29 protein-coding genes, 1 tRNA gene and 1 riboswitch are annotated in these 23,869 nt (G+C 64.6%); of the genes, 14 read left to right on the top strand and 16 right to left on the bottom strand.

Annotated elements, in window-relative coordinates; all coding sequences use genetic code 11:
- Nucleotides 1–516 precede the first annotated feature (516 nt).
- The 4 genes from OU426_RS17515 to OU426_RS17500 all read left to right on the top strand — a co-directional run bounded on the left by OU426_RS17515 (nucleotide 517) and on the right by OU426_RS17500 (nucleotide 3,737).
- Nucleotides 517–834 carry a hypothetical protein gene (locus tag OU426_RS17515; RefSeq protein ID WP_267635441.1) on the top strand — a complete coding sequence of 106 codons (318 nt, stop codon included), beginning with the start codon at nucleotides 517–519 and terminating at the stop codon, nucleotides 832–834.
- Nucleotides 835–1,212: 378 nt separating this feature from the next.
- The gene (locus tag OU426_RS17510) at nucleotides 1,213–1,446 is read left to right on the top strand and encodes a hypothetical protein (RefSeq protein ID WP_267635440.1); all 234 of its coding nucleotides are present in this window, start codon (nucleotides 1,213–1,215) and stop codon (nucleotides 1,444–1,446) included.
- 738 nt (nucleotides 1,447–2,184) lie between these two features.
- Nucleotides 2,185–3,480, top strand: a complete 1,296-nt coding sequence (locus OU426_RS17505) for a hypothetical protein (RefSeq protein WP_267635438.1) — start codon at nucleotides 2,185–2,187, stop codon at nucleotides 3,478–3,480.
- A 181-nt stretch (nucleotides 3,481–3,661) separates the two neighbouring features.
- Nucleotides 3,662–3,737, top strand: a tRNA-Trp gene (locus tag OU426_RS17500).
- A 114-nt stretch (nucleotides 3,738–3,851) separates the two neighbouring features.
- Here the strand turns inward: OU426_RS17500 and OU426_RS17495 are convergent.
- The 10 genes from OU426_RS17495 to OU426_RS17450 all read right to left on the bottom strand — a co-directional run bounded on the left by OU426_RS17495 (nucleotide 3,852) and on the right by OU426_RS17450 (nucleotide 10,005).
- Nucleotides 3,852–4,196 carry a RebB family R body protein gene (locus tag OU426_RS17495; protein ID WP_267635436.1) on the bottom strand — a complete coding sequence of 115 codons (345 nt, stop codon included), beginning with the start codon at nucleotides 4,194–4,196 and terminating at the stop codon, nucleotides 3,852–3,854.
- Nucleotides 4,197–4,244: 48 nt separating this feature from the next.
- Nucleotides 4,245–4,568, bottom strand: a complete 324-nt coding sequence (locus OU426_RS17490) for a RebB family R body protein (RefSeq protein ID WP_267635434.1) — start codon at nucleotides 4,566–4,568, stop codon at nucleotides 4,245–4,247.
- Between the two features lie 42 nt (nucleotides 4,569–4,610).
- On the bottom strand, nucleotides 4,611–4,934 hold the full coding sequence (locus OU426_RS17485; protein WP_267635433.1) for a RebB family R body protein: 324 nt from the start codon (nucleotides 4,932–4,934) through the stop codon (nucleotides 4,611–4,613).
- Between the two features lie 61 nt (nucleotides 4,935–4,995).
- A complete protein-coding gene (locus tag OU426_RS17480) occupies nucleotides 4,996–5,625 on the bottom strand; it encodes a hypothetical protein (protein ID WP_267635431.1) in 630 nt (209 codons plus the stop codon).
- A complete protein-coding gene (locus tag OU426_RS17475) occupies nucleotides 5,622–5,951 on the bottom strand; it encodes a hypothetical protein (protein ID WP_267635429.1) in 330 nt (109 codons plus the stop codon). Before OU426_RS17475 ends, OU426_RS17480 begins: the two co-directional genes overlap by 4 nt.
- A gap of 28 nt (nucleotides 5,952–5,979) precedes the next feature.
- Complete coding sequence (locus OU426_RS17470; RefSeq protein WP_267635427.1) at nucleotides 5,980–7,377, bottom strand: hypothetical protein; 1,398 nt, start codon at nucleotides 7,375–7,377, stop codon at nucleotides 5,980–5,982.
- Nucleotides 7,378–7,396: 19 nt separating this feature from the next.
- Nucleotides 7,397–8,260, bottom strand: a complete 864-nt coding sequence (locus OU426_RS17465) for a hypothetical protein (RefSeq protein WP_267635425.1) — start codon at nucleotides 8,258–8,260, stop codon at nucleotides 7,397–7,399.
- 13 nt (nucleotides 8,261–8,273) lie between these two features.
- Nucleotides 8,274–8,570, bottom strand: a complete 297-nt coding sequence (locus OU426_RS17460; protein ID WP_267635424.1) for a RebB family R body protein — start codon at nucleotides 8,568–8,570, stop codon at nucleotides 8,274–8,276.
- A 10-nt stretch (nucleotides 8,571–8,580) separates the two neighbouring features.
- Nucleotides 8,581–9,198, bottom strand: coding sequence for an RNA polymerase sigma factor (locus tag OU426_RS17455; RefSeq protein WP_267635422.1), 618 nt, complete (start codon nucleotides 9,196–9,198; stop codon nucleotides 8,581–8,583).
- A gap of 69 nt (nucleotides 9,199–9,267) precedes the next feature.
- Nucleotides 9,268–10,005, bottom strand: a complete 738-nt coding sequence (locus OU426_RS17450; protein ID WP_267635420.1) for a Crp/Fnr family transcriptional regulator — start codon at nucleotides 10,003–10,005, stop codon at nucleotides 9,268–9,270.
- A gap of 182 nt (nucleotides 10,006–10,187) precedes the next feature.
- Nucleotides 10,188–10,336: riboswitch (FMN riboswitch) on the top strand.
- Between the two features lie 75 nt (nucleotides 10,337–10,411).
- Between OU426_RS17450 and OU426_RS17445 the strand changes: the two genes are divergently transcribed.
- Complete coding sequence (locus OU426_RS17445; RefSeq protein WP_267635419.1) at nucleotides 10,412–10,849, top strand: 6,7-dimethyl-8-ribityllumazine synthase; 438 nt, start codon at nucleotides 10,412–10,414, stop codon at nucleotides 10,847–10,849.
- Between the two features lie 15 nt (nucleotides 10,850–10,864).
- On the opposite strand, the gene OU426_RS17440 is transcribed toward OU426_RS17445, so the two are convergent.
- Nucleotides 10,865–11,554 (bottom strand): TetR/AcrR family transcriptional regulator, encoded by a 690-nt coding sequence (locus tag OU426_RS17440; protein WP_267635418.1) that lies wholly within the window; start codon nucleotides 11,552–11,554, stop codon nucleotides 10,865–10,867.
- Between the two features lie 160 nt (nucleotides 11,555–11,714).
- Nucleotides 11,715–11,894, bottom strand: coding sequence for a hypothetical protein (locus OU426_RS17435; RefSeq protein WP_267635417.1), 180 nt, complete (start codon nucleotides 11,892–11,894; stop codon nucleotides 11,715–11,717).
- 199 nt (nucleotides 11,895–12,093) lie between these two features.
- Here OU426_RS17435 and mbfA point away from each other — a divergent pair, with 199 nt between their 5' ends.
- From mbfA to OU426_RS17390, 9 genes are all read left to right on the top strand, one after another.
- Nucleotides 12,094–13,071 carry an iron exporter MbfA gene (gene mbfA, locus OU426_RS17430; protein ID WP_267635416.1) on the top strand — a complete coding sequence of 326 codons (978 nt, stop codon included), beginning with the start codon at nucleotides 12,094–12,096 and terminating at the stop codon, nucleotides 13,069–13,071.
- 31 nt (nucleotides 13,072–13,102) lie between these two features.
- Nucleotides 13,103–13,798: a nitroreductase family protein gene (locus OU426_RS17425; protein WP_267635415.1), complete on the top strand. Its 696-nt coding sequence runs from the start codon at nucleotides 13,103–13,105 to the stop codon at nucleotides 13,796–13,798.
- A 126-nt stretch (nucleotides 13,799–13,924) separates the two neighbouring features.
- On the top strand, nucleotides 13,925–14,854 hold the full coding sequence (locus OU426_RS17420) for an AEC family transporter (protein ID WP_267635414.1): 930 nt from the start codon (nucleotides 13,925–13,927) through the stop codon (nucleotides 14,852–14,854).
- A gap of 11 nt (nucleotides 14,855–14,865) precedes the next feature.
- Nucleotides 14,866–15,699, top strand: coding sequence for an S-formylglutathione hydrolase (gene fghA / locus OU426_RS17415; protein WP_267635412.1), 834 nt, complete (start codon nucleotides 14,866–14,868; stop codon nucleotides 15,697–15,699).
- Nucleotides 15,700–15,739: 40 nt separating this feature from the next.
- Nucleotides 15,740–16,192 carry a YaiI/YqxD family protein gene (locus OU426_RS17410; protein ID WP_267635411.1) on the top strand — a complete coding sequence of 151 codons (453 nt, stop codon included), beginning with the start codon at nucleotides 15,740–15,742 and terminating at the stop codon, nucleotides 16,190–16,192.
- Complete coding sequence (locus OU426_RS17405) at nucleotides 16,189–17,151, top strand: DMT family transporter (RefSeq protein ID WP_267635409.1); 963 nt, start codon at nucleotides 16,189–16,191, stop codon at nucleotides 17,149–17,151. The genes OU426_RS17410 and OU426_RS17405 overlap by 4 nt, the downstream gene beginning before the upstream one ends.
- A gap of 5 nt (nucleotides 17,152–17,156) precedes the next feature.
- Nucleotides 17,157–18,128, top strand: coding sequence for a DMT family transporter (locus tag OU426_RS17400; RefSeq protein ID WP_267635444.1), 972 nt, complete (start codon nucleotides 17,157–17,159; stop codon nucleotides 18,126–18,128).
- A complete protein-coding gene (locus OU426_RS17395) occupies nucleotides 18,100–18,726 on the top strand; it encodes an HAD family hydrolase (RefSeq protein ID WP_267635408.1) in 627 nt (208 codons plus the stop codon). Before OU426_RS17400 ends, OU426_RS17395 begins: the two co-directional genes overlap by 29 nt.
- Nucleotides 18,723–19,634 (top strand): ornithine cyclodeaminase family protein, encoded by a 912-nt coding sequence (locus OU426_RS17390; RefSeq protein WP_267635406.1) that lies wholly within the window; start codon nucleotides 18,723–18,725, stop codon nucleotides 19,632–19,634. The genes OU426_RS17395 and OU426_RS17390 overlap by 4 nt, the downstream gene beginning before the upstream one ends.
- Before the next feature lie 57 nt (nucleotides 19,635–19,691).
- Here the strand turns inward: OU426_RS17390 and OU426_RS17385 are convergent, their stop codons facing one another.
- The 4 genes from OU426_RS17385 to OU426_RS17370 form a co-directional block, all read right to left on the bottom strand.
- The gene (locus tag OU426_RS17385; protein WP_267635404.1) at nucleotides 19,692–20,930 is read right to left on the bottom strand and encodes an MFS transporter; all 1,239 of its coding nucleotides are present in this window, start codon (nucleotides 20,928–20,930) and stop codon (nucleotides 19,692–19,694) included.
- A gap of 139 nt (nucleotides 20,931–21,069) precedes the next feature.
- Nucleotides 21,070–22,152, bottom strand: coding sequence for an ABC transporter ATP-binding protein (locus OU426_RS17380; RefSeq protein ID WP_267635403.1), 1,083 nt, complete (start codon nucleotides 22,150–22,152; stop codon nucleotides 21,070–21,072).
- Nucleotides 22,152–22,955: an ABC transporter permease gene (locus OU426_RS17375; RefSeq protein WP_267635402.1), complete on the bottom strand. Its 804-nt coding sequence runs from the start codon at nucleotides 22,953–22,955 to the stop codon at nucleotides 22,152–22,154. Before OU426_RS17375 ends, OU426_RS17380 begins: the two co-directional genes overlap by 1 nt.
- Nucleotides 22,952–23,860 (bottom strand): ABC transporter permease, encoded by a 909-nt coding sequence (locus tag OU426_RS17370; protein WP_267635401.1) that lies wholly within the window; start codon nucleotides 23,858–23,860, stop codon nucleotides 22,952–22,954. The genes OU426_RS17375 and OU426_RS17370 overlap by 4 nt, the downstream gene beginning before the upstream one ends.
- Nucleotides 23,861–23,869: the final 9 nt, after the last annotated feature.

The following is a 23,869-nucleotide window of genomic DNA, read 5'->3' as shown; positions in this document are numbered from 1 at the left end:
GCGTCGTCTCGAAGATCCTGAAGTAACTCAGGACATCCGATACCGGACAGGGCTAACGCCCCGGACGGAGGAAAGAAAAGGGCCGCCCGCTTTGGGCGGCCCTTCGCTTTGGGGCAGCCCCTGCAGCGACAGCAAGATCGCCCGTACGTTGGCGGCAGGCACTTTCTGCGTACCCGCGAGTCGCACCGGAAACCGCGAGGAGGGTGGCGGTTTTCGCCTTTTTGGCCCCGCCGATGGGATGTGCGCCGGCGCAGATACGACCTGCACACCCCGAAACCACGCACAGATCACGCAGCACGACACGGAAAAGGGTGAGGGTGTAACGCGCCAGCGCCAACTTTTCTTGATGTTTCGCAGCCGCCTGTGGCCCCTGTCCTGCGAAGCCTCACGTCAAGGGAAAATTTCCGTGAGTTTTCGGGAGCATAGGGTGATTTCTCTTTCTCACGCCGACGCCCCATCTTGGCTGCATCGGAGCACGACGCTCCGCCCCACATCGAAAACCGAAAGGAACTCACCATGAAACGCATTGTTCTCGCCACCGTCCTCGCCGCGCTTGCCGCACCGACTTTTGCCATGGCGCCCTCGCATCAGATCCTGTCCGCAGCGGACGAGGCAGCGATCCGCGCCGTCGTGCCGGGCGCCGATCTGTCGAACCTGACCGACGCCCAGCGTGCGGCCCTCGCTTCGGCGCTCTACAGCTCGGAAAACAATGAGGTCGGTCAGAACATCCGCTCGATCCTCAGCACCTCCTCGGTTGACGCATCGCGCGCCGCCGACTTCGCGACCTATGTGTCTGCGACGAACAATACGACCAAAGGCTCGGACGATCGCTGATCGACGGCAGCACATGCCTACCCCGGCAGCTCCCTGCCGCACGGGCCGCCCCATCGGGCGGCCCTTTTTCTTGTACGGTTGCGCATTCGCGCACACTGGCCCGCATAGCGAAGTGGCATGCGTTAGCTGCAAGGCAGGGTTGGGGGCCGCGCCGGGGGCGGCGAACGATTTCCCGCTGAAGCCAATATTTCGGACAGAATGTTCCGAAACCTCCTCATCATACGACAAGCCCGTTCCCATAGGGCAAGAACTGCATCTGTCAATGGCATGATTTTCAAGTGAAATCAGCTGGTTGGCATGGGTTTTCTCCGCCCCGATCCGATGCCATTTGTTGCTTACCGGGCAACGACAGCCCCTTGGAACTGAAAGGAAAGACCGATGAAAACCTTCACCCTCGCTACCTTCGCCGCCCTCGCGCTCGCGCCCTCCGCCTTTGCCTTCACGCCGGTTCCGCAGCTTCTGCCCCCGACCGCCGAGGCAGAGATCCGCGCCACCGTTCCCGGCGCCGATCTGTCAAACTTGACGGATGCGCAGCGTGCTGCTCTCGCATCGGCGCTCCACAGTTCCGAGAATGGCGAAATTGGTCCGCAGATCCGCGCAATCCTGAATTGAGCGCGCGCCCGGATCACTCAAGGGCCGTCCCGTCAGGGGCGGCCCGTCTCTTTCCAAACGAGTCGTGATGCCCACTATGTTTTCCCCGCGCCGCCGGGTCAACCTGACCAAGGTCAAGAAGAGGGGTGCCAAGACCCGCGCGCGTTGATTGGGCACCGTGGAAATGACTATGGTCGGACTTTAGCAAGAATTTGCAGGTCGCCGCAGAGGAGAGACTCCGCTTCTCCATCAGCCAGATCGGCAGCGCCGGTTGCAATGGGCGCCTCGTCCTCGGCGCATTTCACAGGATCAAAGGTATGGGTTTTACACCTAAAGCACAGGAAGAGTGCGCCCCCGGGTCGGTAGCCGCCCAACCGCCCATTGCCCGGGCAAGCTGAGATCCGATGAACGCGCACATTGTTCTGATGGCCGCCTTGACCCTTGCGGCCGCCGCTGACGGGGCGGTACTGCGCGGCGGTCGGCCAGGCATTGTGCTGGGCGTGACGGCCCAACTCCGCGCCAGGCGCCCCGGAAGCTGTATCGTTGCGGTTGCGTCCGACCGTCGGCAGCGGATTTTCAGCTGAACGGACAGAGTGGCCGCCCGAACGCCCTGCCTCAAATCTGACGCACTCACGCTGCTGAAGCATTGGCCTGACGGCAACTTTTGAGTGAATTTCCGATCAACAAAAACCATCTAACGTGTGCTCAAATTGCGCCGTATTGGGCCCCAAGCCGGATCTCAAAAGGGGGGCGGGTTGCATGCTGAATATCTTCCATCTTTTGTTAGCGCCCTGGCGGGTCTTCGCGGTTATGACCATGCTCAGTGTCGGGGTGGGGTTCGGGCTTTTGGCCCTTGAACGGGTGGTCGAGGCCGACAAGGCCGCCTCGCTGGCGGCTGGCGCTCCCGCGCTGATCGCTCTCAAGGATTATGCACCAGGCCGGAATGATAGGTTCGAAGACGAGGTGAATCTTGGCGTCTGGGTTGATTCAGCCCGGACCTCCCGGCTGACCTTGCGGCATCGCGGTAAGGGGACAGACTCGGATGAGGTTCGCAATCTCTACTTCCTCTTCGACCCCGGTAAAGTCGGCGACCAGGGAATTCTACGTGCCGTCGCCCTTGTGCCCGAGGATGAAGTCGATGCCTTTGAAAGCTACGCTGCTGCGCATCCCGCAAAGCTAGCCGACAATCCGTATTCCTTCGCCCTGACCGGCGAAGAAGACCATGACAGTGATTTTGACAACCTCATCTCACAGGCGGTCGGAGCGTCCGGCCTGGCCAAAGCTCCGGATTTTGCGGTGATCACGCCTTGGGTTGCGGGGCGCGAGGCGAAGCTCGCCCCCAGCAAAGACTTCGGGCCGACGCTCGTCTGGTTCTTCAGCTGGCTGACCGGCGGTCTTGCCGGGATTACCCTGGCCAAGTTCCTCTGGAGCCTCAGGAGCCCCCGCGAGCTGCCCAGACCGGGAACGCCCCGTAGCGCCGTGCCACCGCGAGAACAGCGTCCCGCTTGGGCGCCCGCACCTCCGGCCCCTGAACTCCAGGCACAGGCACCGGGGGCCAACGGCAAGCTTGACGCCGCACTGCGGCTTGGTGCCACCGTCGGCTTTGGACCGTTCGGCGCGTTGTTCTTTCTTCCCTCGACAATTGCAAGATCCTGGTCTGCGCTCGGGCTGCGCCGGATTCTGGCCCCGACCGTCTATCTCGGGCTGATCATCCTTTCGATCATTGCGATCCGCAACGGCGTCGAGCTCGGCTGGACCTTGCTCGGTCTGTCACTGCTCTTCGCAGTCTTGTCGGGTTTTGGCACTGCTCTGAAAGGCCTCTTTGGTCTATTCCTGCCCGCCAGACCAACGCCAGCGCGGCAGGTGGGCTGGTCCTCGTCGCCGTCAGTCGTGCATCGCCCGGCCCCGGCGCCGACGATGCGACCGACGCAGGTCACCACGGCACGGTACCCAACCGAGCCGACCAGACTCGACCCGGTAGTTGCAGCATCAAGCCCGGTCCAGCGCGTGCCGCCGATACTCGAATGGCTGACCGGCAAGAGCGGCGTTTCGTAGGCGAGCACGCGGGGCCGCAATGCCGACCCATTCGACCGCCTCAACGAACAGGCGCGCGGCAAGTAGATAGGTCGATTGGCGGGGCTCAGCTTCGACCTGCGACACAGGCCCTACTGCTACGCACTTCTCTGCCAACCCTCTTGACCTCCCTCCGGCCATGCCGTAACCCCCGCTCAGGCCTAGGGGTATAGCTCAGCTGGTAGAGCGACGGTCTCCAAAACCGTAGGTCGCGGGTTCGAGCCCTGCTGCCCCTGCCAACCTCAAACATCTGGAAACCAGCGCTGCCGCCGCAGCGATCCTACCGATGAGATCGCGGCCAATTCCACGCAAGACGGGCGCCCCTGAGGGCGCCCGTCCTTCACCGCGATCCTTCAGATCGATCCCGCCGGGGGGCGCTGTTTGAAGGCGTTCAGCACGGTCAGAAGACCGGTCATGTTGTCGGCAACGCCGGTCTGGCCGATCTTTTCGGACGCGCCCGCTGTTGCGGTCGTGTCGAGGCTGTAGATCTGCATCACGCCCTGGTTCGCGGCGGCCTGGCTCAGCGCGTTCTGCTGCTGGGCGGCGGCGACCGAATTTTCGAACAGGATGCCGGTCGAATGGGCCATCGTCTGGTAGATCGTGCCCAGCGCCATCGCAGGCGCCTCGCCCACGACCTTGACGTTGGATTGGGTCACCGCGTCGGTGATCTGGCTGTTCACGGGGGTAGGCCAAGTCATAGGTTACTCCTCTCTCTCTCAGGTGAAAATGCGTCGGCCGGTCTGGCGTCAGCTCTTGAAGGCGTTCAGGACGGTGAGAAGGCCAGTCAGATTGTCGGCGACACCGACCTGACCGATCTTTTCCGACGCGCCCGCCGTCGCGGTCGTGTCGAGGCTGTAGATCTGCATCACGCCCTGGTTCGCAGCGGCCTGGGCCAGAGCATTCTGCTGCTGGGCGGCGGCGACCGCGTTCTGGAACAGGATGCCGGTCGAATGGGCCATGGTCTGATAGACCGTGCCCATCGCCATCGCGGGTGCCTCGCCCACGACTTTGACGTTCGACTGTGTCACCGCATCGGTAATCTGGCTGTTCACGGGGGTAGGCCAAGTCATCTGTTACTCCTGTGGTAAGGGACTCGGGGGTCTATCCGGGCCTCAGCCGCGGAAGGCTTTCAGAACGGTCAGAAGGCCGCTCATATTGTCAGGCAGGCCGGTCTGGCCGACCTTTTCGGACGCCCCGGCGACAGCGGTCGTGTCGAGGCTGTAGATCTGCATCACGCCCTGGTTCGCCGCCGCCTGGCTCAGCGCATTCTGCTGCTGGGTCGCGGCAACGGCATTCTGCATGAGGATGCCCGTCGAATGAGCCATCGTCTGGTAGATGCTGCCCATCGCCATCGCGGGTGCACCGGCGACGACCGTCACGTTCGTCTGGGTCACCGCATCGGTGATCTGGCTGTTCACAGGAGTGTTGGAGACCATCTGTCTTTCCTTCGCTATAGGGCCACTTGTCAGGGTTGACCGGATTTGGGTTTGTCGGCCGTCAGGCGGACTTCTTCGTGGCCGCGCGGCGGCCTTCAGCCTGCAGCGCGGCGGCAAGCTGTTCGCGGATTTCAGCCGAAAGTTCGTTGCAGATACGGATCGCGGTCTCCGTCACTTCATTCAGCCGCTTTTCGATCCGCGCCTCGGCCTGCAGCAACTTCATGTCGACCGCCGCCGTGACCTCGATACGGATCAGTTCGGCCAGGAGATGGGCAAGCGATTGCAGTTCCTGCGCCGGGGGCGCGGCGCCCGGGCCGGGCAGGTGGTTTTCAAGCAGCATCTGTAAAGTCCGTTCCTCCAGCCGAGAGAGCGATTTCGGCCCGCCCGGGGCTTCCGTCGCACCTACGGATGCAGCGGCCTGCGCCGCACCCGACAGGGTCTGAGCTTCATCGCGTGCGACAGAGGCGAGTGCCGATTGCATCGCCCGCTCCGCCGCGGTCCGGCCTTCGGCGATCACCGCAGAAGCGGCCGCAAGCCCGGTGTTCAGCTTGCCCATCGCCTCGTTGCTCATCTGCTGCTCGCGCTCGTACCAGGCGACGACAAGACGCGTCTCCTCCTCGGTCAGCTCGCGGTTCAGCCACGACTTGGCGACCTGAATCACGCGGGCAAGCTCGGTGATCAGCCCGCTCATTTCCGCTCGCTCTTCTTCGGGCCGGGCCTCAGGGGCCGATCCAGCGGGCGTTCCTCGAAATCGACGGTGACGCGGCGCTCGGTACCGCCTTCACGCACGGTTTCACTGATGCGCTCCTCAAAAAACTCGCGCCGGGCCTCGACCTCGGCCGCCGCGCGCCAGGCGCGGCCAAGCGCGTCGCGTGCCGCCGTCAGGTCGGACGCGAGCCGGTCGATCGGCGGCAGGCTCACGTCCTCGCATTCGATCAGAAACTGGCTCCAGTCTGCGAGGACCTGGCTCAGCAGCGCCGACGTGCGGTCGCGGAGATGTTCGATATCGTTCAGCATTGGGGCCTCCGTGTCGTGGCGGGATTGGTCAGGCATTGGCGATTTCGGCCGGTTCGACCCGGCCGTATCCGGCAAGGCCCAGAAAAGGCGCGACCAGCCGCTCGTAGCTATCGGCATCCACAAGCGCGTTGCGCGGTAGTTGCATTGCGGCCTCAACGCGGGCCTGAACCGACGGCGGGAAGCGCGGGGCGACGACGGCCGGATTGAAATTGCCCGGGAAAATCAGCTGGAAGATTGCCTTGGACAGTTTCTGCAGCGTGATTGCGGGGCCTGGATTGGCGGTGTTCAGCTGCGCGACAACGACGTTGTAGAATGGCTCGCCGAAAATCACCGGATTGGTCGAATCTGGTTGCTGGCCTCCGTGCTCGAACCGGAAGGGCACGACGATCGCGATCTCGTTTTCCTCCCTGGGGATGTTCGGCATCTGGAAGATGTCCTGCAGCACGAAGAGCGCGCGCATCTCCCCGTCCGGGCGGACGTTTGCCCCGCCGAGCGCGTTCCACCGCGCCTGTTGCCATTGCCCGTAAACCCCTGCGATCTGTTCGAGATTGGCGTTTGTCAGGAACGGCGAATAGATCTGCGCGATCAAGGGCCCGTGCGCGCGCAGCCGTCGCGGCATGAGGTTCAGCGCCATCATGGTTTCGGGCATCGAGTGATGCAGCTGGGCGACCATTCCGGCAAAGGCAGCAAAAGCCCGCCCGTCGTTCATGAGGGCGACGATCCGGTCGCGGATCGTGTCCACTGCACCGATCGCCCCGTGCTCGTCGATCGAGTCGAGCATGGCGAGGACTCCCAGCGCATCCGTGGCCGAGCCCGAAATATCCCCGGTCTCATAATATCCAAGCGCCCGGTCGATGGTGCCAAGCACGTCATCGTTGGGAAGGTACCACTGGGTGATACCGACCGGCGGGATCGGATTGAGAATGTCACGCCGCTTGATGCGAATGCGGTTCGTCGTCTTGTTGAACGCCTGGCGGTTCTGAAGCGATCGCAGAAGGGCCTTGATCGGCGTGGTGTGCGGGCTGTCGGGCGCCTCGCCGAACCGGTCGGCGAAAGCCCTCAGTATATCGCCGAACCCCAGGGGGTTGATCACGGTATTTTCCCGAAGCAGTCGCAACTCGGCAAGCATGCGGATGTTGTTGCTGGCGCCGTCCAACGGATCGTCCGCCCGGTATCCCGTCCAGACGGATTCGCCTGAGAAGGTGATCGGGTGCTCGATCTGCTGACCGGCGACGATCCGGCGCGCCTCGTCGCAAAGCCGCTGCGCAAGCCTTGCATGGCGATCAAGTGGCCCGCCCTGCGACAGCGCGAGGTCGAGAAGGCGGATGCAGTAGGCCTCGTCCACCTGCTTAACTTTCGATTTCTGGGCCTCGACCTGGGGGCCGACGAACCACTGGACCTGATCGACCTGTGCGACGAATGTCATGCTCTTCTCCTCTGTCCGCCTAGCGCCCGGTCCGGCTGGCGATGCTTTCGGTGATCTGTTTGATGGCGAACCCGGCCGAGGCGGCCTCCATCGCGCCGCCCGCGGCGGCGACGGCCATGGCGCCCGCCAGCAGCAATTCCGTCCCGGCGATGGCGAGCCCGTCCTCGACCGCGCTTGCCTCGTTGCCCGAGGCGATATCCTCGGTCAGCTTGCGCAAGATCACCGACTGGCTCGCCATAACGAGCTTGGTCATCCCGTCGAAATAGGCCGCCGCCGACTGGGCCGCGAGGCCTGCGGCCTGGCCGATCATCTGATCGGGCGGCGTGACGATCACCGTGGGCGCATAGGCGGTCACTTCGCGGTTGCCGAACTGGACCGACTGCACCGTCTCGTCATTCATCGCCGAGGTGTCGCTGCTGTCGTCACCGCCCGGCATCACCGGGGGCGTACCCGCCCCCGGCGCGCCGGGGGCAGTGATCGGCCCGGCACCGGGGCCAGCTTCGGGGCCAGCTTCGGGGCCAGCGCCGGGCGCCTTCAGCGCCAGCGTCAAGGCGCGGTATTTCTGCAAGGGCGATGTCGGTGCGTCAGCCATGGCCATGCCCGTTCCTCCGATCCGTTTCTCCAGCGCCGCGGCGTCCTGCGCCGCCCGTGCCACCGCCCGGCGCGAGGCGAATTCGACCGCCTTCTCCGCGCCCGCGATCCTGCCCTCGGCCTTCGTGGCCACTGCGGCGACCGCGCTTTCCGCCCGGCCCGCCGCATCCGACAGAAGGTCGGTCTCGACCCGGTCGAACGCAGAGGCGAGCGCACCGGCATCCTTCGCCGCTCCTCCGCCTGTCGCGCCGCCGAGGCGCGAGAGGACCATGTTCTTCAGCGCGCCAAGCATCGCTCATGCCCGGTCACGATTTTGGCGTGTGCGGCGTGACGCCCGAGCCGCCACCTGATCCACCCCCGCCGCCCCCGCCCGGTGTCGTCGGAATCGCGAGGATCTCGCGCACCGCCGTCGCGACGACGGCATTGCCGATCTGGTTGAGGTTCTGCTGGCTCTGCACCGCGTTCTGCATCGACAAACCCGCGGCATGCGTCGCCATCTGGTAGAGCATGCCCAGAGATTGCGCAGGCGCGCTTGCAACTACATTGACGTTCGACTGGGTGACGGCGTCGGTAATCTGACTGTTCACGGGGGTCTGGTTCATCTGCGGTCCATCATTCGGCTGGTGTTAGGTCTGACTGCACAAGCGCCTTCACCAATGAAGACGCGCGAGCGGCGGGCCTGTGAGGGCGCGGGGCGGATTTTTCTTCGACGAGCGCGCGCCGCAGCCGGTCTCGGGCTTCCTGCACACGCTTGCGCGCGCAGGCCTCGCTGATCGAAAGGCGCCGCGCTATGCCGCTGTACGGCTCTTCGTCGAAGACGCGGGCACTGAGCGGCGCCGACAGCGCCGAGGGCAGCGCGGCAAGCGCCAGTGCAAGGCGGGCAAGTACCTCGCGCGCGGCAAGGCGGCGTTCGATATCCTCGTCGCCTGCGATATCCTCGGGCAACAGATCGGAGGGCGCGCCACGCAGGGCGAGACCGCGCCAATGATCCCGCGCCACATGGCCAAGCGCGGTGTGGAACAGGGCCTCGGCATTGCCGACAGGGCGCTCTGTCCGGCGGACATATTCGATCAGCTTGAGGAGCGTGCGCGACAGAAGCGCCTCGGCCAGATCTCGGTCGCCCCGCGCGAGCCGCCGCGCGCGCCGCTGGAGTGGTGCATAGGCATATCGCCAGAGCGCCGCGATCTCCTCGGCCGGGTCGCCGCCACCGAACGGTGCCATCTGGCTCATGCTATCCTCCCTCGTTTCGGGGAAGCTGGCACCAGTTGCTTCGGCGATCAGTTACTCGCGTAACAGTTGTCACTCATTCGTGCCGGCCAGATCGTAGCGGCGCCAGAATGCCTCGCTGCGGGTCACCGTCACCCGGCCCCGTTCCAGCGTGATCTCGCCTTCGCTCGCCCATTTTTGCAGCGTGATATTCACCCGCGTCCGGCTGGCATGAACGAGCGTCGCGATCCGCGGCTGACTGTCCTGAAGCGGTATCGGTGCCTCCGGCCCGTCCGATACCTCCGCCCTGTCCCTCAGATAGGACGCGAGGCGCTTTTCAAGACTGTAAAGCGACAGCCGCCGGAAGTTCTCGCGCAACGCCGCAAGTTCCGCCCGCGCTTCGCGCGCGATCGCCGCCTGCATCACATCAAGCACCAGAAGCGCCCGGCTGTCACGCTCCGACAGACGGATCGCCTGACAGTCGCAGACCGCAAGCAATGTCGCCGACCCGCCCCTTCCGTCTGCAAGATCGCTGAGCCCGATCACCGCGCCCGGACCGTGACTCGACAGGAAGGCCTGCCTACCGTCGGCTTCGCTCAGGACTGCATCGATCATCCCCGCAAGAACGATCGAAAGACCCCTGACCGGTTCGCCTTCGGTGTGAATGATCTGCCCGCGCCGGTAGCGCACCAGAAGCGCGCGCTCCGCGAGCCGCTCAAGATAGTCAGAGCGCAGGGGGGCGAAGAGCGCGACGGCTCGAAGATGCGAGAGAATGATCTCTTTGGCTGAATAAGGCGGTCTGCTGCGCATCGGCACGGTTTTCTGTGCCAAAAGGCGGGATCCGCCAGACGGCTGCTGCGGTCAGGACAAAGAAAACCAAGGACAGATACCCCACATAATACACACTTATAGGTTGTAGTTCGTACGACACAACGAATTTGAAACACGCGACCTCGTTTTCTCCGTCCCAGCCCTCAGACGCTTGCCATTGCCCGAACATCGGGGCACTCTCGCCCTGTTCTCAGGGCGGGGCGAAATTCCCCACCGGCGGTATGGCGCCCCGGCGCCGAGCCCGCGAGCGCCCCGGATTTCGGTCCGGGGGTCAGCAGATCCGGTGCGAGGCCGGAGCCGACGGTTACAGTCCGGATGAAAGAGAACGAGCAGGGAAACGGCGCACAGCCGTGGCCATGCTTCGTGATCGCCTTGGGTGACAGTGTCGCTTTGAAAGGAGATCATGATGACACCCACCCGTTACGCCTTCCTCAAGGCCAACTGGCACGCCGATATCGTCGACTGCGCGCTCGAGGGCTTCGCCGCCGAAATCGGCGCCGTTCTGATCGATGTCTTCGATGTCCCCGGCGCCTTCGAACTGCCGCTTCTCGCCCGCGACCTCGCCGCGACCGGGCGCTACTCTGCCATCATCTGCGCCGCCTTCGTGGTCGACGGTGGCATTTACCGCCATGAGTTCGTCGCCGAGGCCGTGGTGGGGGCGCTGATGCGGGCGCAGATGGAAGCGGGGGTTCCAGTCCTGTCCGTGGTACTGACCCCGCACAACTATCAGGAAACCGCGGCGCACCGGGCCTTCTTCACCGCTCATTTCGTCGAAAAGGGTCGCGAAGCAGCGCGCGCCGCGCGCGCTATTACCGGCCTCAGATCGGACCTGCGCGCCGCCTGAGCACCTGTGTCTGCTTCACGTTCTGTCCGAAAATACTCCCGCGGGGTCCGGGGGGCAGGCAGCCCCCCGGCCTTCCGCCCCGCCCGGCACGCCATAGCGCGCGAGAAACATCTCGACCGCGCCTTTGGCCACGCGGTCGCGGTCGGCCTTGGTAAAGGTGCGTTTCACACCGAAAACGACGGCGGGGAATATATCCGCCTTGCACAGCTCGGCGAACTGGTCGGCCGCGAGGAGCGTGTCCTCGATCACCAGTTCGCCCCGCGCGACCGACCCGTCCAGATAATCCCTGATCCGGTCGCGGACGAGCGCGGGGCCGCTTTCGTAGAACTGCTGGCCAAGCTCCGGAAATCGTTCGGTCTCGGCCACGCAGATGCGAAAGACCCGCCGACCGAAGTCCGAGAGGAAAAAGTCGATGATCCGCCGCGCCGCCTCGGGCAGGACGCAGTCGGGTGGCAGGGTCAGGCCCACCAACTCCACCGCCTCATCGGCCTGACGCTTGCATTCGCGCCGGGCAATCTCGACGAAGAGGATGCGCTTGTCCGGGAAATAGCTGTAGAGCGTCGCCTTCGAAACGCCCGCCTCGCGCGCGATATCATCGACCGACGCGCCCTCGAACCCGTCGCGCATAAAGACTTTCCGGGCGCCTTCCAGCACCTGGTCGAACTTGCGCCCCTTGCGGAGCGTGTCTGCGGCTTCGATTGTCACGTCGGTCTCTCCCCGGAGCCGATCATAACCCCTCGCGTCGGCCTGCCGCAAGCGAACCGGCGCAGTAAGGCAAGAGGGCGGGCCCCGCCGGAGGCCCGCCCCTGTTCCGCCGGAGAGGGGGGATGAGTGGTGGCACCGGCGGAGCGTTCGCTGACCGCCGTCAGCCTTCGGCTCCGGTGCAACCCACAGACTGGGTCGCTGGGCCGGTACAGCCGCGCGTCACGCCCGCATCGGTCGGGAAGTCGAGGCGCGGAATGTCGAAGCTGAAACCTCCGGCAGTGGCCGGCAAGGCGGCGAGGCCGAGAAGTATAGCGACAGAGGCGGTACGGATAAGGCTCATGATGCCCTCCAAGTAAACTGTTTCGTTCAGTGAATTCATCTAAACTCACCAGTTCACTTATGCAAGCGAAAACTGAACTGATGAGTTCATTTTTGCCCATCTGCGGCAACCCGCCGCAGACTGACGACCTGATCGGCACGGGCTTGTGCTTGCACATCTCGGCGCCTAGCTTGGAATCATTCCAAAGAGGGAGGCATCCATGATCCCGGGCCTTGCGACGCGGCGGCGCTTCTCCGACCTCAGCGAACAGGAGATCCTCGCGCTCGCCATCTCGTCCGAGGAAGATGATGCCCGCATCTATCGGACTTACGCCGAACGGCTGAGGCAGGACTATCCGGCCTCCGCCCAGGTCTTCGACGCGATGGCGGTCGAGGAGGATACCCACCGCCAATGGCTGATCGAACGCCACCGCGCTCGCTTCGGCGAGGTCATACCGCTCATCCGCCGTGAACATGTCGCGGGCTTTTACGCCCGCAAACCGGTCTGGCTGATTGAGAATCTCGGGCTTGACCGGATGCGGTCTGAGGCCGCCGCGATGGAAGCGCAAGCCGCAAGTTTTTACGCCCGCGCCGCCGCGCAGACCCAGGATGCCGCGACCCGCAAGCTTCTGGGAGACCTCGCCGCCGCCGAGGCGCGGCATGAGGCGAAGGCGGGCGATCTGACCGAACGCCATCTGGACGGCGAGGCGCGGGCGGAAGAGGACAGCGCAGCACATAGGCAGTTCCTTCTGACCTGGGTGCAGCCGGGCCTTGCCGGTCTGATGGACGGGTCGGTTTCCACCCTCGCGCCGATATTCGCCACTGCCTTCGCGACGCAAGACCCGCATACGACGCTGCTCGTCGGTCTCGCCGCTTCGGTCGGCGCGGGCATATCCATGGGCTTCACCGAGGCGGTCCATGACGATGGCGTCCTCTCGGGCCGGGGCGCGCCGTGGAAGCGCGGCCTCGCCTCGGGCGTGATGACCACGCTCGGCGGGCTCGGCCATGCCCTGCCCTACCTCATCCCCGACTTCTGGATGGCAACCGCCATCGCGATCGCCGTGGTCTTCGTGGAACTCTGGGCCATTGTCTGGATCCAGAACCGCTATATGGACACGCCCTTCCTGCGCGCCACCTTTCAGGTCGTCCTCGGCGGCGCGCTGGTATTTGCCGCTGGCGTCCTGATCGGAGGCGGGTAATATCGGGTCCGAATCGAGAGGTCTGACGTCTATGTATTTCCGCGAGAAAGTCCGCTACGAACCTCTGCCGCTACCTGACCGCGTGCGCCGCCCCGATGACGAGGCAGTGCGCGAGGCCCTGGCCTTTCGCGATGACCTTAGAAAGCGCCATTCGGTCAGGGATTTCTGCGCCGATCCGGTCCCGGAAGAGGTGATCCGCGCCTGCGTCGAAGCCGCAGGGACCGCGCCCTCGGGCGCCAATCACCAGCCCTGGTTCTTCGTCGCAATCTCCGACCCGGCGATGAAGGCGCAGATCCGGGCGGCGGCGGAGGAAGAGGAAAAGGATTTCTACGCGGGCGGCGGCGGCGATGAATGGCTGAAGGCGCTGGAGCCGATCGGCACGGGCGTCTCGAAACCCCATCTCGATATAGCGCCATGGCTGATCGTGATCTTCGCCCAGCGCCATGGCGTGACCAAGGACGGAGAGCGGTACAAGAATTACTATGTCCCCGAAAGCGTGGGCATCGCCACCGGCATGCTAATCGCCGCGCTACACCGGGCCGGGCTGTGCTGCCTGACCCATACACCGAACCCGATGCGGTTTCTGAACGGTCTCTGCGGTCGGCCGGAAAGCGAAAAGCCGATCATGATCCTCGCTGTCGGGCACCCGGCGGCGGACGCGACAGTTCCGGCGGTCGCGAAACTGAAGAAACCGCTGGACGATATCCTGTCTGTTCACAAGGGCTGACCTCTCCGCCCGCGCGCCCGCCGATTTCTTTAAAAGAAATCGGCCCGGAGTTTTGAAAAACTCCGGGTCCCGCCCCTCCGGTGGCCTCTGGCCCCTTCCACGGCGGAATGTTATGCGCGGGATGAGATGCTGGAGATTTTCCTCAGAACCCTGCCCTTCTTCGCGCTCATCGGCCTTGGCTGGGGCGCGGGGCGGTCGGGCTTCTTTCCGGCCGTCGCCACCGAATGGCTCACCCGCTTCGTCTTCTATTTCGCGCTGTCGGCGATGCTCTTCCGCTTTGCCGCCACCCTGCCGATCACCGGTATCTTCGATCTGCCCTTCGTTCTGGCCTATCTGACCGGCTGCTTCGCCATCTACGGCCTCGCCTTCGCGGTCGCCTTGGCACGGCGCCTGAAAATCGAGGAAGCGGCGATGGAGGCGCAATGCGCCATCATCGGCAACACCGGCTTTCTCGGCGTTCCCCTCCTGGTGGCGCTCCTCGGACCGCAGGCAGCCGGGCCGGTCCTCATGTGTCTGGTCGTCGATCTGATCGTCTTTTCCTCGCTCATCACCCTCATAGTCACCGCCAGCCGCGAACGGCAAGTGGGTGCCGCCATCGTCCGCAGCCTCGCGGGCGGGCTGGCGAAGAACCCGATGATCGTCTCGATGGTCGCGGGGATGATCTGGTCCTTCTTCACCCCCACCCTGCCCCGGCCCGTCGACGATTTCCTGACGATCCTCGGCGCCGCCGCCACGCCCGGCGCGCTGTTCGCCATCGGCGCCTCGCTTTCCGGCCGCTCGGCCGACCGGCCGGCCGCCGCGCTCTGGCTCAGCCTGTGCAAGCTCGTCCTCCATCCCGCCGCAGTCGCGCTTGCGGCCCTTCATCTCTTCCCGGTCGACCCGTTCGCGGCAGGCGTGATGATCGCCGCCGCCGCATTGCCGGTCGCGGGCAACGTCTATATCCTCGCCAGTCATTACGGCATCGCCCCCCGGCGAGTGTCGGCATCCATCCTCATTTCCACGGCGGCCAGCATCCTTACCGTCCCGCTGGTCGTGGCCTGGATCACCAACGCCTGATCGGAGGGCCAATGCAGACCATATCGGAGAACAAGTGCTACGGCGGCATCCAGGGGGTCTATTCCCATCGTTCGGATGCCTGCGCCTGCGACATGACTTTCGGGCTTTTCCTGCCGAAAGAGACCGCGGACGAGCCGGTGCCGGTTCTGTGGTATCTCTCCGGCCTGACCTGCACGCATGAAAACGCAATGGTGAAGGCAGGCGCGCAGGCTTGGGCTGCCGACCATGGCATTGCGCTGGTTTTCCCCGACACAAGCCCGCGCGGCGAGGGCGTCGCGAATGATGAGGCCTACGATCTCGGCCAGGGCGCGGGCTTCTATGTGAATGCGACGGAGGCGCCCTGGTCCACCCATTTCCGCATGTGGGATTATCTGGCCGAGGAACTGCCCGATCTCGTCACCGCGACCTTCGCGGTCGATGAGGATCGCCAGGCGATCACCGGTCATTCGATGGGCGGCCACGGCGCACTGACGCTCGCGATGCGGCTGCCGGGGCGGTTCCGCTCGGTCTCGGCCTTCGCGCCGATCGCCAACCCGACCCAGTCCGACTGGGGGAGGAAGCAGTTCGCGGCCTATCTGGGGACCGATGAGAGCGCTTGGGCCGCGCATGACGCCACGCTTCTGATGCGGCGCTTGGGGTTCGACGGGCCGGTCCTGATCGATCAGGGCTCGAAGGACCAGTTCCTCGACCTTCTGAAGCCCGAGGCACTGGCGCAGGCGATGATAGAGCGGCGCCAGAATGGCCTTGTCCGCATGCAGCCGGGCTATGATCACAGCTATTTCTTCGTCTCCACCTTCATGGCCGATCATATGGCCTTCCACGCGGAGGCTCTGTTTCGGGATTGAACCATCGCGCGCGCCCGCTCCTGTCATCGGCTGACCTGCCATGACCCTCTTCATCGACGCCGACGCCTGTCCGGTGAAGGATGAGTGCATCCGCGTGGCCGAGCGTCAGTCGGTGCCGGTGAAGCTCGTCTGCAACGGCGGCATCCGCCCGCCCGTCCATCCGTTGGTCGAGACGGTCTATGTGACCGAGGGACCCGACGAGGCCGACAAATGGATCGCTGAACGCGCGGGCGTTGGCGACGTGGTGGTGACGGGCGACATCCCTTTGGCCGCGAAATGCGTGGCGGCGGGCGCCCGTGTGCTGAAACACGACGGCGAGGCGCTGACGGAAGCCAATATCGGCAATGTGCTGGCCACGCGCGACCTGATGGCCGACCTGCGCGCCGCCGATCCGTTCCGGCAGGGCGGCGGCAAAGGCTTTTCCAAGGCCGACCGCTCGCGCTTTCTCGACGCGCTCGACCGCACGCTCCGCGCCGCCGCGAGGCAGTCATGAGCCCCAGCCGCGCCGCGCTTCTCGGCATCCTGTGCATGTTGGGCGGGGTCTTCTTCGGTACCGTCCTCGATGTGGCGATCAAATTCCTGTCGTCGGGCTATGCGCTCCATCAGATCATCCTGATCCGCACGCTGGTGGCAATTGCGATCCTTGTCGCGATCGTCCTCCGACAAGACGGCGATTTCCGCCAGTTCCGCACCCGCCGGATCGGCGCGCACTTCTGGCGCACCATGATCGTGATGCTGTCGAACGTCTGCTTCTTCACCGGCCTCGCCGCCATGCCCTTCGCCGACGCCCTGGCGATCGCCTATGTCGCGCCCCTCCTCATCACCGGCGCCTCGGCGCTGTTTCTGGGCGAGAAGGTCGGCCCCCATCGCTGGGGCGCGGTGATCGCCGGGCTCATTGGCGTCGTGGTGATGCTGCGGCCCGGGGCTGAGGCGATCCAGCCGGCCGCAATCCTCGTCCTTCTGTCGTCCGTCTGCTATGGCATCAGCCAGCTGATGACCCGCCAGATGCGCGAGACGGAAAGCACGGTGACGCTGAATATCTACCTGCATGTGGGTTTCCTGCTCATCAGCCTCGTGATGGGTCTCGTGGCGGGCGACGGGCGGTTCCTCGGCGATCCGGACAGTACCATCGCCTTCCTCTTCCGGCCCTGGGTCTGGCCGCCCCTGCCGGATTGGCCGATCCTGATCGTCACCGGCATTTCCGTCGCGGTTGCAGGTCTTTTCGTCAGTCAGGCCTACCGGCTGGCAGAGGCGGCGCTGGTCGCGCCCTTCGAATATCTCGGCATGCCACTCGCTATCCTCGCGGGCGTCGTCGTCTTCGGCACCTGGCCAGATGCGACCGCCTGGGCGGGCATCGCACTGATCGGCGGCGCGGGCCTCTACGTGCTCTGGCGCGAGACGGTGCATCGGTCAGTCAAAGACCCCGCAACCCCGGTGGGGGGTGATCTGTGACAGCGATGCCCGGCGCGATTGCTCCCTTGCCCACGCCGCTCCGCGGCATCTTCTTCGCGCTCGGCGGGGCGCTTGTGCTGTCTGTCAATGATCTCGCGATCAAGGCCCTGTCGGGCAAGTATGCGCTGCACCAGGTGATCCTGACCCGCGCCTTCGTGGGCATGGCTCTGGTCCTGACCGTCATGGCCCTGTCGCAACGCGGGCTCTGGCAGATCTTCACCCGCCGGCCGCTGGACCATCTGATCCGCGTGTCGGTCGTGATGGTGTCGAACGTCACCTATTTCCTTGGCCTTGCCGCCCTGCCGCTTGCCGACGCCGTGGCGACTGCCTTCGTCGCGCCTCTCTTCATCACGCTTCTCTCGGCCCTGATCCTGAAGGAGCCGGTCGGCCCCCGCCGCTGGGCCGCCGTCGCGGTCGGCATGCTGGGCGTGATCGTGATGCTGCGCCCCGGCGCGGGCGTGATCCAGCCTGCAACCCTCCTCGTCCTCATCTCCGCCTTCAGCTACGCCTCCAGCCACATGATGACGCGGCGCATGAGAGAGACTGAAAGCGCGATGACGCTGAATTTCTACACGCAACTCGGCTTCATCCTCGTTTCCTCCACCATGGGCCTCTGGGTCGGCGATGGGCATATGTCGGGCGCGTCCGACCCTTCGCTCGCCTTCCTTTTCCGGCAATGGCATTGGCCGCCCCTGGCCGACTGGCCCTATTTCATCGCCACGGGCCTTGCCGTCGGCATCGGCGGGCTGATGATGGCGCAGGCCTACCGCACGACCGAGGCGGCGCTGGTCGCACCCTTCGAATATGCGGGCATGCCGATGGCAATCCTTTGGGGTGTGCTCTTCTTCGGCACCTGGCCCGATCTGACGGCATGGGCGGGGATTGCACTTATCTGCGGGGCGGGCCTTTATACGCTCTGGCGGGAAACGGTCAGGAAACAGGTGCAGGATGTCGCGGCCCCAAGCGGTGATCTTTGATATCGGCAATGTGCTGGCCGAATGGCACCCGGAACGGGTCTATGACCGGCTGATCGGGCGCGCGCGGCGCGAACGGCTGTTCGCCGAGATCGACCTGCACTGGATGAACGCGTTGATCGACACCGGTGCGCCTTTCCGCGATACGGTGCAGGCTTGGGCCGACGACCATCCCGAATGGTCGGCCGAGATACAGCTCTGGCACGACCGATGGATCGAGATGTTCTCGCCCGTCATTCCCGGCGCGGTCCGCCTGCTCGACGCGCTGCGTGCCAAGGGCGTGCCGGTCTTCGCGCTGACGAATTTCGGCATCGACACTTTCGCTTACGCCCGCACGCAATATGATTTTCTGAACCATTTCGACCGCGCCTATGTGTCGGGTGAGATGGGCGTCATCAAGCCCGATCCCCGCATCTACGAGATGGTCGAAGCCGATTGCGGCCTGCCACCCGAGAGCCTCCTTTTCACCGACGACCGCGCCGACAACATCGCTGCTGCCGATCGCCGGGGCTGGCGCACGCATCAGTTTGAAAGCTGGCAGGGCTGGGCACGGCGGCTGGTGGCAGAGGAACTCTTGACGGAAAAGGAGGCAGGCCTGTGACATTCCGTATTGTCGGCGCGGAGGCCGAGGCGAAACTGAACTGGCTCGATCTGACCGATGCTCTGGCGGCGGGCCACGCCCTGCCGCGCGCCGAGGTCGGCGATACGCTGCTGCGGCATGGGCCGGATACGCTCCTGACCCGCTCGGCCTGGATCCCCGGCATGGGGATTGCAGTCAAGGCCGCGACCATCTTCCCGGGCAATCCCGCGAAGGGCTTGGATGCGATCGACGGTGCGGTCAACCTCATGTCGGCTGACACCGGCGCCTTGGAAGCACTCGTCGATTTCAAGCTCGTCACCAAATGGAAGACCGCCGGCGACAGTCTCCTGGCCTCCCGCCGCCTCGCCCGCTCGGATGCCGAGACTATCCTGATCGTCGGCGCGGGTGCCGTCGCGCGCTCGATGGTCGAGGCCTATTCCGCCGCCTTCCCCAAGGCGCGCTTTCATGTCTGGGCCCGCAACCCCGACGCCGCCCGCACCTTTGCCGACGCGACCGGCGCCACGCCAGAACCTGACCTCGAAGCGGCGGTCCGCCGTGCCCATGTAATCGCCACCACGACCATGGCGACCGAGCCGCTGATCCGGGGCGTCTGGCTTCAGCCCGGCACACACCTCGACCTGATCGGCGCCTACCGGCCCGACATGCGAGAATGCGACAGCGACACGTTCGCCCGCGCCCGCGTCTTCGTCGATGCCCGCGTCACCACGCTCCACCATATCGGCGAACTGATGGTGCCTTTGAAGGAAGGCGTGATCACCGAGGAGGATGTCGCTGCGGACTTCTACGACCTGCCGTCTGGCCGCTTCACGCGCAGGACCGCCGATGAAATCACGTTGTCCAAGAACGGCGGCGGCGCGCATCTCGATCTGATGACCGCACGCTACATCCTCAAGGCTGCCAGCGGCTGATCCTCCACGTTCTGTCTACAAATACTCCCGGGGGCCCGGGGGAGAGCCCCCGGCTGTTCAGGCCGGAACCGCCGCTGGCCGGTTTTCCCGGATCGGCAGATGGATCAGCGCCGAGAAGGCCCCGACAGCAACACCGATCCACCACACGACGGTGTAGCTGCCATAGGCATCATACATCCGCCCGCCGAGCCAGACGCCGAGGAACCCGCCAAGCTGATGGCTGAAGAACACGATACCGTAGAGCGTGCCCATATAGCGCAGCCCGTAGATATGCGCGACAAGGCCCGAGGTCAGCGGCACGGTCGCAAGCCACAGCGCCCCCATGGAGATGGAAAAGAGCGCGACCGACAGGGGCGTGATCGGCAGCATGATGAAAAGCGCCGCCACCACCGTCCGCGCGGCGTAGATGCCGGACAGAAGATACTTCTTCGTATAGGTCTTGCCGAGCCAGCCCGCGGTGATTGATCCGACAATGTTGGCCAGCCCGATCAGCGAAATCGCGATGGCGCCGAGGCGAGCCGTCGAATTGATGCCGATCCCGGCCAGCATCCCCGACGGGTCGATTGCCGCGCACATCTCGGTCACCAGCGCGGGGAAATGCGCGGTGATGAAGGCAAGCTGATAGCCGCAGGAGAAGAAGCCAAGGAAGATGAACGTGTAGGACGGGTCGCGGAAGGCTTTCAGAAGCACTTCGCCCATGCTTTCCTCAAGCTCCGCCCGGCTCGCCCGCTCCGGCGCGCGCATCATCGGCAGGACGGCGAGAATGGCGAGGATGGCGACCGCAAAGATTACGAAGACTGTCTGCCACGGAAAATGGTCGAGAAGGGTCGAGGCGATCGGCGCGCCGATCACCTGCCCGGCAGAACCCGCGGCGGTGGTGATGCCCAGCGCGATGGAGCGGTTTTCCGCACTCGCCGCGCGGCCGACGACGGCAAGGATCACGCCAAACCCCGTCCCGGCGATGCCGAAGCCCACGAGGAACTCCAGAACCTGATGTTGGCCCGGCGTCACCGCAAGGGACGACAGGACAAGGCCTACGGCGTAGAACAGGGCCCCCGCGATAATGGCGCGGCGGTCGCCGAACCGTTCGGCCAGCGCGCCGAAGATCGGCTGGCCGATGCCCCAGGCAAGGTTCTGGATGGCGATCGCGAGCGAGAAATCCGCCCGCGCCCAGCCAAACTCGGTGGCGATCGGGATCTGGAACACACCGAAGCTCGCGCGGATCGCGAAGCCCACCATGATGATGAGGCAACCGGCGATGAGGACCGGGGTGATGAGGGGCGCGCGCGTCTGCATGGTCTTCTCCTGTCAGCACGCGAGCCTTGCGCCGCCCTCATGGCAAGGTCAAATCGGAAATTGTGACGCAGACAATTCCGCTCCGGTATGACTTCGGAACAGTTACACGCGACCCACCGGGCCTCCACCCTGCGCCGGTCTACCGGGCCAGCACCAGCGCGTCGGCGTCGCTCCAGGAAAGCGCAACCTCGGCGCCCGCGGCAACAGCGGTTCGTTCGCTGTTCGACCGATAGACCACGACCGGCGCCGTCAGACCGTCGACCGCCACCAGATAATGACTGCGGTCGCCAAGGTAGGAGACCGAGGCAACCCGACCTGCGACGCTGTTCGGCCCGGCAGCGCCAGCAGCGGATATTTCGATCTTTTCCGGTCGAAGCGCCATGAGGATCGCCTCGCCGGACGCCACCGGTCGATCGGGCGATCTGCCGACCAGATTGCCAAGGGCGCGGCCATCGGCGATCACCTGCCCGCCGTCCACCTGCTGCACTTGGGCGGGAAAGAGGTTCATCGTACCGACAAATTCCGCCACCTCGCGGCAGTTCGGCCGCTCGTAGAGCCCTTCGGGCGTATCAATCTGCAAGACCCTGCCCCCGGACATGACCGCGATCCGGTCCGACAGGGTCAGCGCCTCTTCCTGATCATGGGTCACGAAGACGAAAGTTATGCCGACGGTGCGCTGCAGGCTGCGCAGCTCCTGCTGCATCTCCTCGCGCAACTTCTTGTCGAGCGCAGAGAGTGGTTCGTCCAGCAACAGAACCTTCGGACGGCAGACGAGTGCGCGGGCAAGTGCCACGCGCTGGCGCTGGCCGCCGGACAGCTGATGGGCGCTGCGGTCGTCCAGGCCCGTCAGTTTCACCAGTTCGATCGCCTCGTCAGTGCGCGCCTTCGCCTCGGCTTTCGTGAGGTTCTGGTAGACCAGCCCGTAACCGATGTTCTCGCGCACCGTGAGATGGGGAAAGATCGCATAGCTTTGAAAGACCATGTTGGTCGGCCGCCGGTTGGCTGGGACCCCGGCCATCGGCTTGCCGTCGATCGTCAACTGCCCGCGTGTCGGCTGTTCGATCCCTGCAAGGATGCGCAAAAGCGTGGTCTTGCCGCAGCCGGAGGCACCAAGAAGCGAAAAGAACTCGCCGCGTGCAATGTCGAAGCGGATATCCTTCAGCGCCTGAAAGCTGCCAAAGCTTTTCTCCACCCCTTCGATGCGGATGATCGGATCGTCCATCAGATATCTCCGGGATTGTCAGACGCCACGCCGCGCTTCCTGACGATTTCCGCAACGATCACCAGCACGGCGGAGCCAACGAGGATGAGCGAGCCAAGGGCGAGCGTGCCGGGCAGACGGTTCGGGAAGCGCAACTGCGAGAAGAGGAAGACCGGCAGCGTATTGTCCGTGCCGGTCAGGAAGAAAGAAATGACGAATTCATCGAAAGAGATGATGAAGCACAAAAGCAAGCTCGAGATGACGCCCGGCGCAGCGAGCGGCAGCGTCACCCGGCGGAAGGTGCTCCACCCGCTGGCACCCAGATCGCGCGAGGCTTCCTCGAGGCTCTTGTCGAACCCTTCGAGCCGCGACATGAGGACAGTCATCCCAAACGGGATGCACAGCATCAGATGCCCAGCCGCAACGGTCCAGAGCGAGAGTGGCAGGCTGAGAAGCCTGAGCACCACGATCAGAAGCCCGACGGCCAGCACGATGGATGGCACGACTAAGGGCAGCATCATGAACGACAGGATCGCGCCACCGGCGGGCACGCGGTAGCGGGTCAGGGCAAGGGCGGCGGGCAGCGCCAGCGCGGTCGCCGTCACCGACACGCCAAGCCCGACGATCAGAGAGTTCTTCAGCGCGGTCATCATCGAGGTGTTTTGCGCCATTTCGCCATAATGGCGCAGCGTGAAGCCCTTCAGCGGGAAGGTCGCGAAATTCCCGTCATTGAGTGAGAAGAGCGGCATCAACAGCATCGGCCCGTAAAGGAAAAGAACGAAAAGCACCGCATAGAGGAAAAGCGGATCGAAGCGCCGCGTCATCCGATCCTCCGCCTTATCCGGCCGTAGCCGATCAGCCAGAGGAAGAGGCCGACCAGCACCGCGATGATCAGCATCATCACGATGGAAATCGCCGCGCCCATCGGCGCATTGTCCTGCCTGAGGAACAATTGCTGGACAAGGCTGCCGATCATCGTGCCGCCCGGCCCGCCGACCAGCGTCGGTGTCACATAATCCCCGACCGTCGGGATGAAAACGAGGAGCGTTGCCGCGATCGTCCCCGGCATCGACAGGGGCAGCGTGATGCGGCGAAAGCGTTTCCAGCGGCTGTCGCCAAGGTCGGATGCGGCCTCCAGCAGCGTCCGGTCGATCTTTTCAAGGCTTACATAGATCGGCAGGACCGAAAAGGCGATCCAGCTATGGGCAAGCGTGATCATCACCGCGAGCGGATTGTAGAGCAGGAATTCCAGCGGTTCCCTGATGAGGCCGAGCCACTGGAGCCCCGAGTTGATCGCCCCGTTGAAGCCAAGGACGATCTTCCAGGAAAAGACCCGGAGCAGATAGCTCGTCCAGAAGGGGATGGTCAGCAGGATCATCCACATCGCCTTGTAGCGGGTGACGCGGAAAGCGAGGAAGTAGGCCATCGGCCAGGCGACCCCGATCACGCAGATGGTCGCGACCAGCGACATGGCGAGCGACTTCACCATCAGGACCGCGGGCACCGGATAGGCGAGGGGGAAACGGATGCCGTACCAGACCGTTCCCTCGCCCGGTTCCACCAGCCGGGAATAATTCGCAAGGGTGAAGGTCCGGTCGATCTCGAACCCGGACTGGGTCCAGAAGGACATCACGATCAGCGCCACGACCGGCGCCAGCAGCGTCGCCGCCATCACCAGAAAGGCCGGTGACAGCAGCGACAGACCTGTACGTGCGGAACCCGAAGTCATGACGCCGGC

The sequence above is a fragment of the Frigidibacter sp. RF13 genome (genome assembly GCF_026626305.1).
Taxonomy (GTDB): domain Bacteria; phylum Pseudomonadota; class Alphaproteobacteria; order Rhodobacterales; family Rhodobacteraceae; genus TMP-24.
This window is presented reverse-complemented; position numbering and strand designations above follow the sequence as displayed.

What these genes read in the sequence shown, in the direction of transcription:
- OU426_RS17515 (WP_267635441.1), top strand. Translation starts at nt 517, where the DNA reads ATGAAACGCATTGTTCTCGCCACCGTCCTCGCCGCGCTTGCCGCACCG.
- OU426_RS17510 (WP_267635440.1), top strand. Translation starts at nt 1,213, where the DNA reads ATGAAAACCTTCACCCTCGCTACCTTCGCCGCCCTCGCGCTCGCGCCC.
- OU426_RS17505 (WP_267635438.1), top strand. Translation starts at nt 2,185, where the DNA reads ATGCTGAATATCTTCCATCTTTTGTTAGCGCCCTGGCGGGTCTTCGCG.
- OU426_RS17495 (WP_267635436.1), bottom strand. Translation starts at nt 4,196, where the DNA reads ATGACTTGGCCTACCCCCGTGAACAGCCAGATCACCGACGCGGTGACC.
- OU426_RS17490 (WP_267635434.1), bottom strand. Translation starts at nt 4,568, where the DNA reads ATGACTTGGCCTACCCCCGTGAACAGCCAGATTACCGATGCGGTGACA.
- OU426_RS17485 (WP_267635433.1), bottom strand. Translation starts at nt 4,934, where the DNA reads ATGGTCTCCAACACTCCTGTGAACAGCCAGATCACCGATGCGGTGACC.
- OU426_RS17480 (WP_267635431.1), bottom strand. Translation starts at nt 5,625, where the DNA reads ATGAGCGGGCTGATCACCGAGCTTGCCCGCGTGATTCAGGTCGCCAAG.
- OU426_RS17475 (WP_267635429.1), bottom strand. Translation starts at nt 5,951, where the DNA reads ATGCTGAACGATATCGAACATCTCCGCGACCGCACGTCGGCGCTGCTG.
- OU426_RS17470 (WP_267635427.1), bottom strand. Translation starts at nt 7,377, where the DNA reads ATGACATTCGTCGCACAGGTCGATCAGGTCCAGTGGTTCGTCGGCCCC.
- OU426_RS17465 (WP_267635425.1), bottom strand. Translation starts at nt 8,260, where the DNA reads ATGCTTGGCGCGCTGAAGAACATGGTCCTCTCGCGCCTCGGCGGCGCG.
- OU426_RS17460 (WP_267635424.1), bottom strand. Translation starts at nt 8,570, where the DNA reads ATGAACCAGACCCCCGTGAACAGTCAGATTACCGACGCCGTCACCCAG.
- OU426_RS17455 (WP_267635422.1), bottom strand. Translation starts at nt 9,198, where the DNA reads ATGAGCCAGATGGCACCGTTCGGTGGCGGCGACCCGGCCGAGGAGATC.
- OU426_RS17445 (WP_267635419.1), top strand. Translation starts at nt 10,412, where the DNA reads ATGACACCCACCCGTTACGCCTTCCTCAAGGCCAACTGGCACGCCGAT.
- OU426_RS17435 (WP_267635417.1), bottom strand. Translation starts at nt 11,894, where the DNA reads ATGAGCCTTATCCGTACCGCCTCTGTCGCTATACTTCTCGGCCTCGCC.
- mbfA (WP_267635416.1), top strand. Translation starts at nt 12,094, where the DNA reads ATGATCCCGGGCCTTGCGACGCGGCGGCGCTTCTCCGACCTCAGCGAA.
- OU426_RS17425 (WP_267635415.1), top strand. Translation starts at nt 13,103, where the DNA reads ATGTATTTCCGCGAGAAAGTCCGCTACGAACCTCTGCCGCTACCTGAC.
- OU426_RS17420 (WP_267635414.1), top strand. Translation starts at nt 13,925, where the DNA reads ATGCTGGAGATTTTCCTCAGAACCCTGCCCTTCTTCGCGCTCATCGGC.
- fghA (WP_267635412.1), top strand. Translation starts at nt 14,866, where the DNA reads ATGCAGACCATATCGGAGAACAAGTGCTACGGCGGCATCCAGGGGGTC.
- OU426_RS17410 (WP_267635411.1), top strand. Translation starts at nt 15,740, where the DNA reads ATGACCCTCTTCATCGACGCCGACGCCTGTCCGGTGAAGGATGAGTGC.
- OU426_RS17405 (WP_267635409.1), top strand. Translation starts at nt 16,189, where the DNA reads ATGAGCCCCAGCCGCGCCGCGCTTCTCGGCATCCTGTGCATGTTGGGC.
- OU426_RS17400 (WP_267635444.1), top strand. Translation starts at nt 17,157, where the DNA reads ATGCCCGGCGCGATTGCTCCCTTGCCCACGCCGCTCCGCGGCATCTTC.
- OU426_RS17395 (WP_267635408.1), top strand. Translation starts at nt 18,100, where the DNA reads ATGTCGCGGCCCCAAGCGGTGATCTTTGATATCGGCAATGTGCTGGCC.
- OU426_RS17385 (WP_267635404.1), bottom strand. Translation starts at nt 20,930, where the DNA reads ATGCAGACGCGCGCGCCCCTCATCACCCCGGTCCTCATCGCCGGTTGC.
- OU426_RS17380 (WP_267635403.1), bottom strand. Translation starts at nt 22,152, where the DNA reads ATGGACGATCCGATCATCCGCATCGAAGGGGTGGAGAAAAGCTTTGGC.
- OU426_RS17375 (WP_267635402.1), bottom strand. Translation starts at nt 22,955, where the DNA reads ATGACGCGGCGCTTCGATCCGCTTTTCCTCTATGCGGTGCTTTTCGTT.
- OU426_RS17370 (WP_267635401.1), bottom strand. Translation starts at nt 23,860, where the DNA reads ATGACTTCGGGTTCCGCACGTACAGGTCTGTCGCTGCTGTCACCGGCC.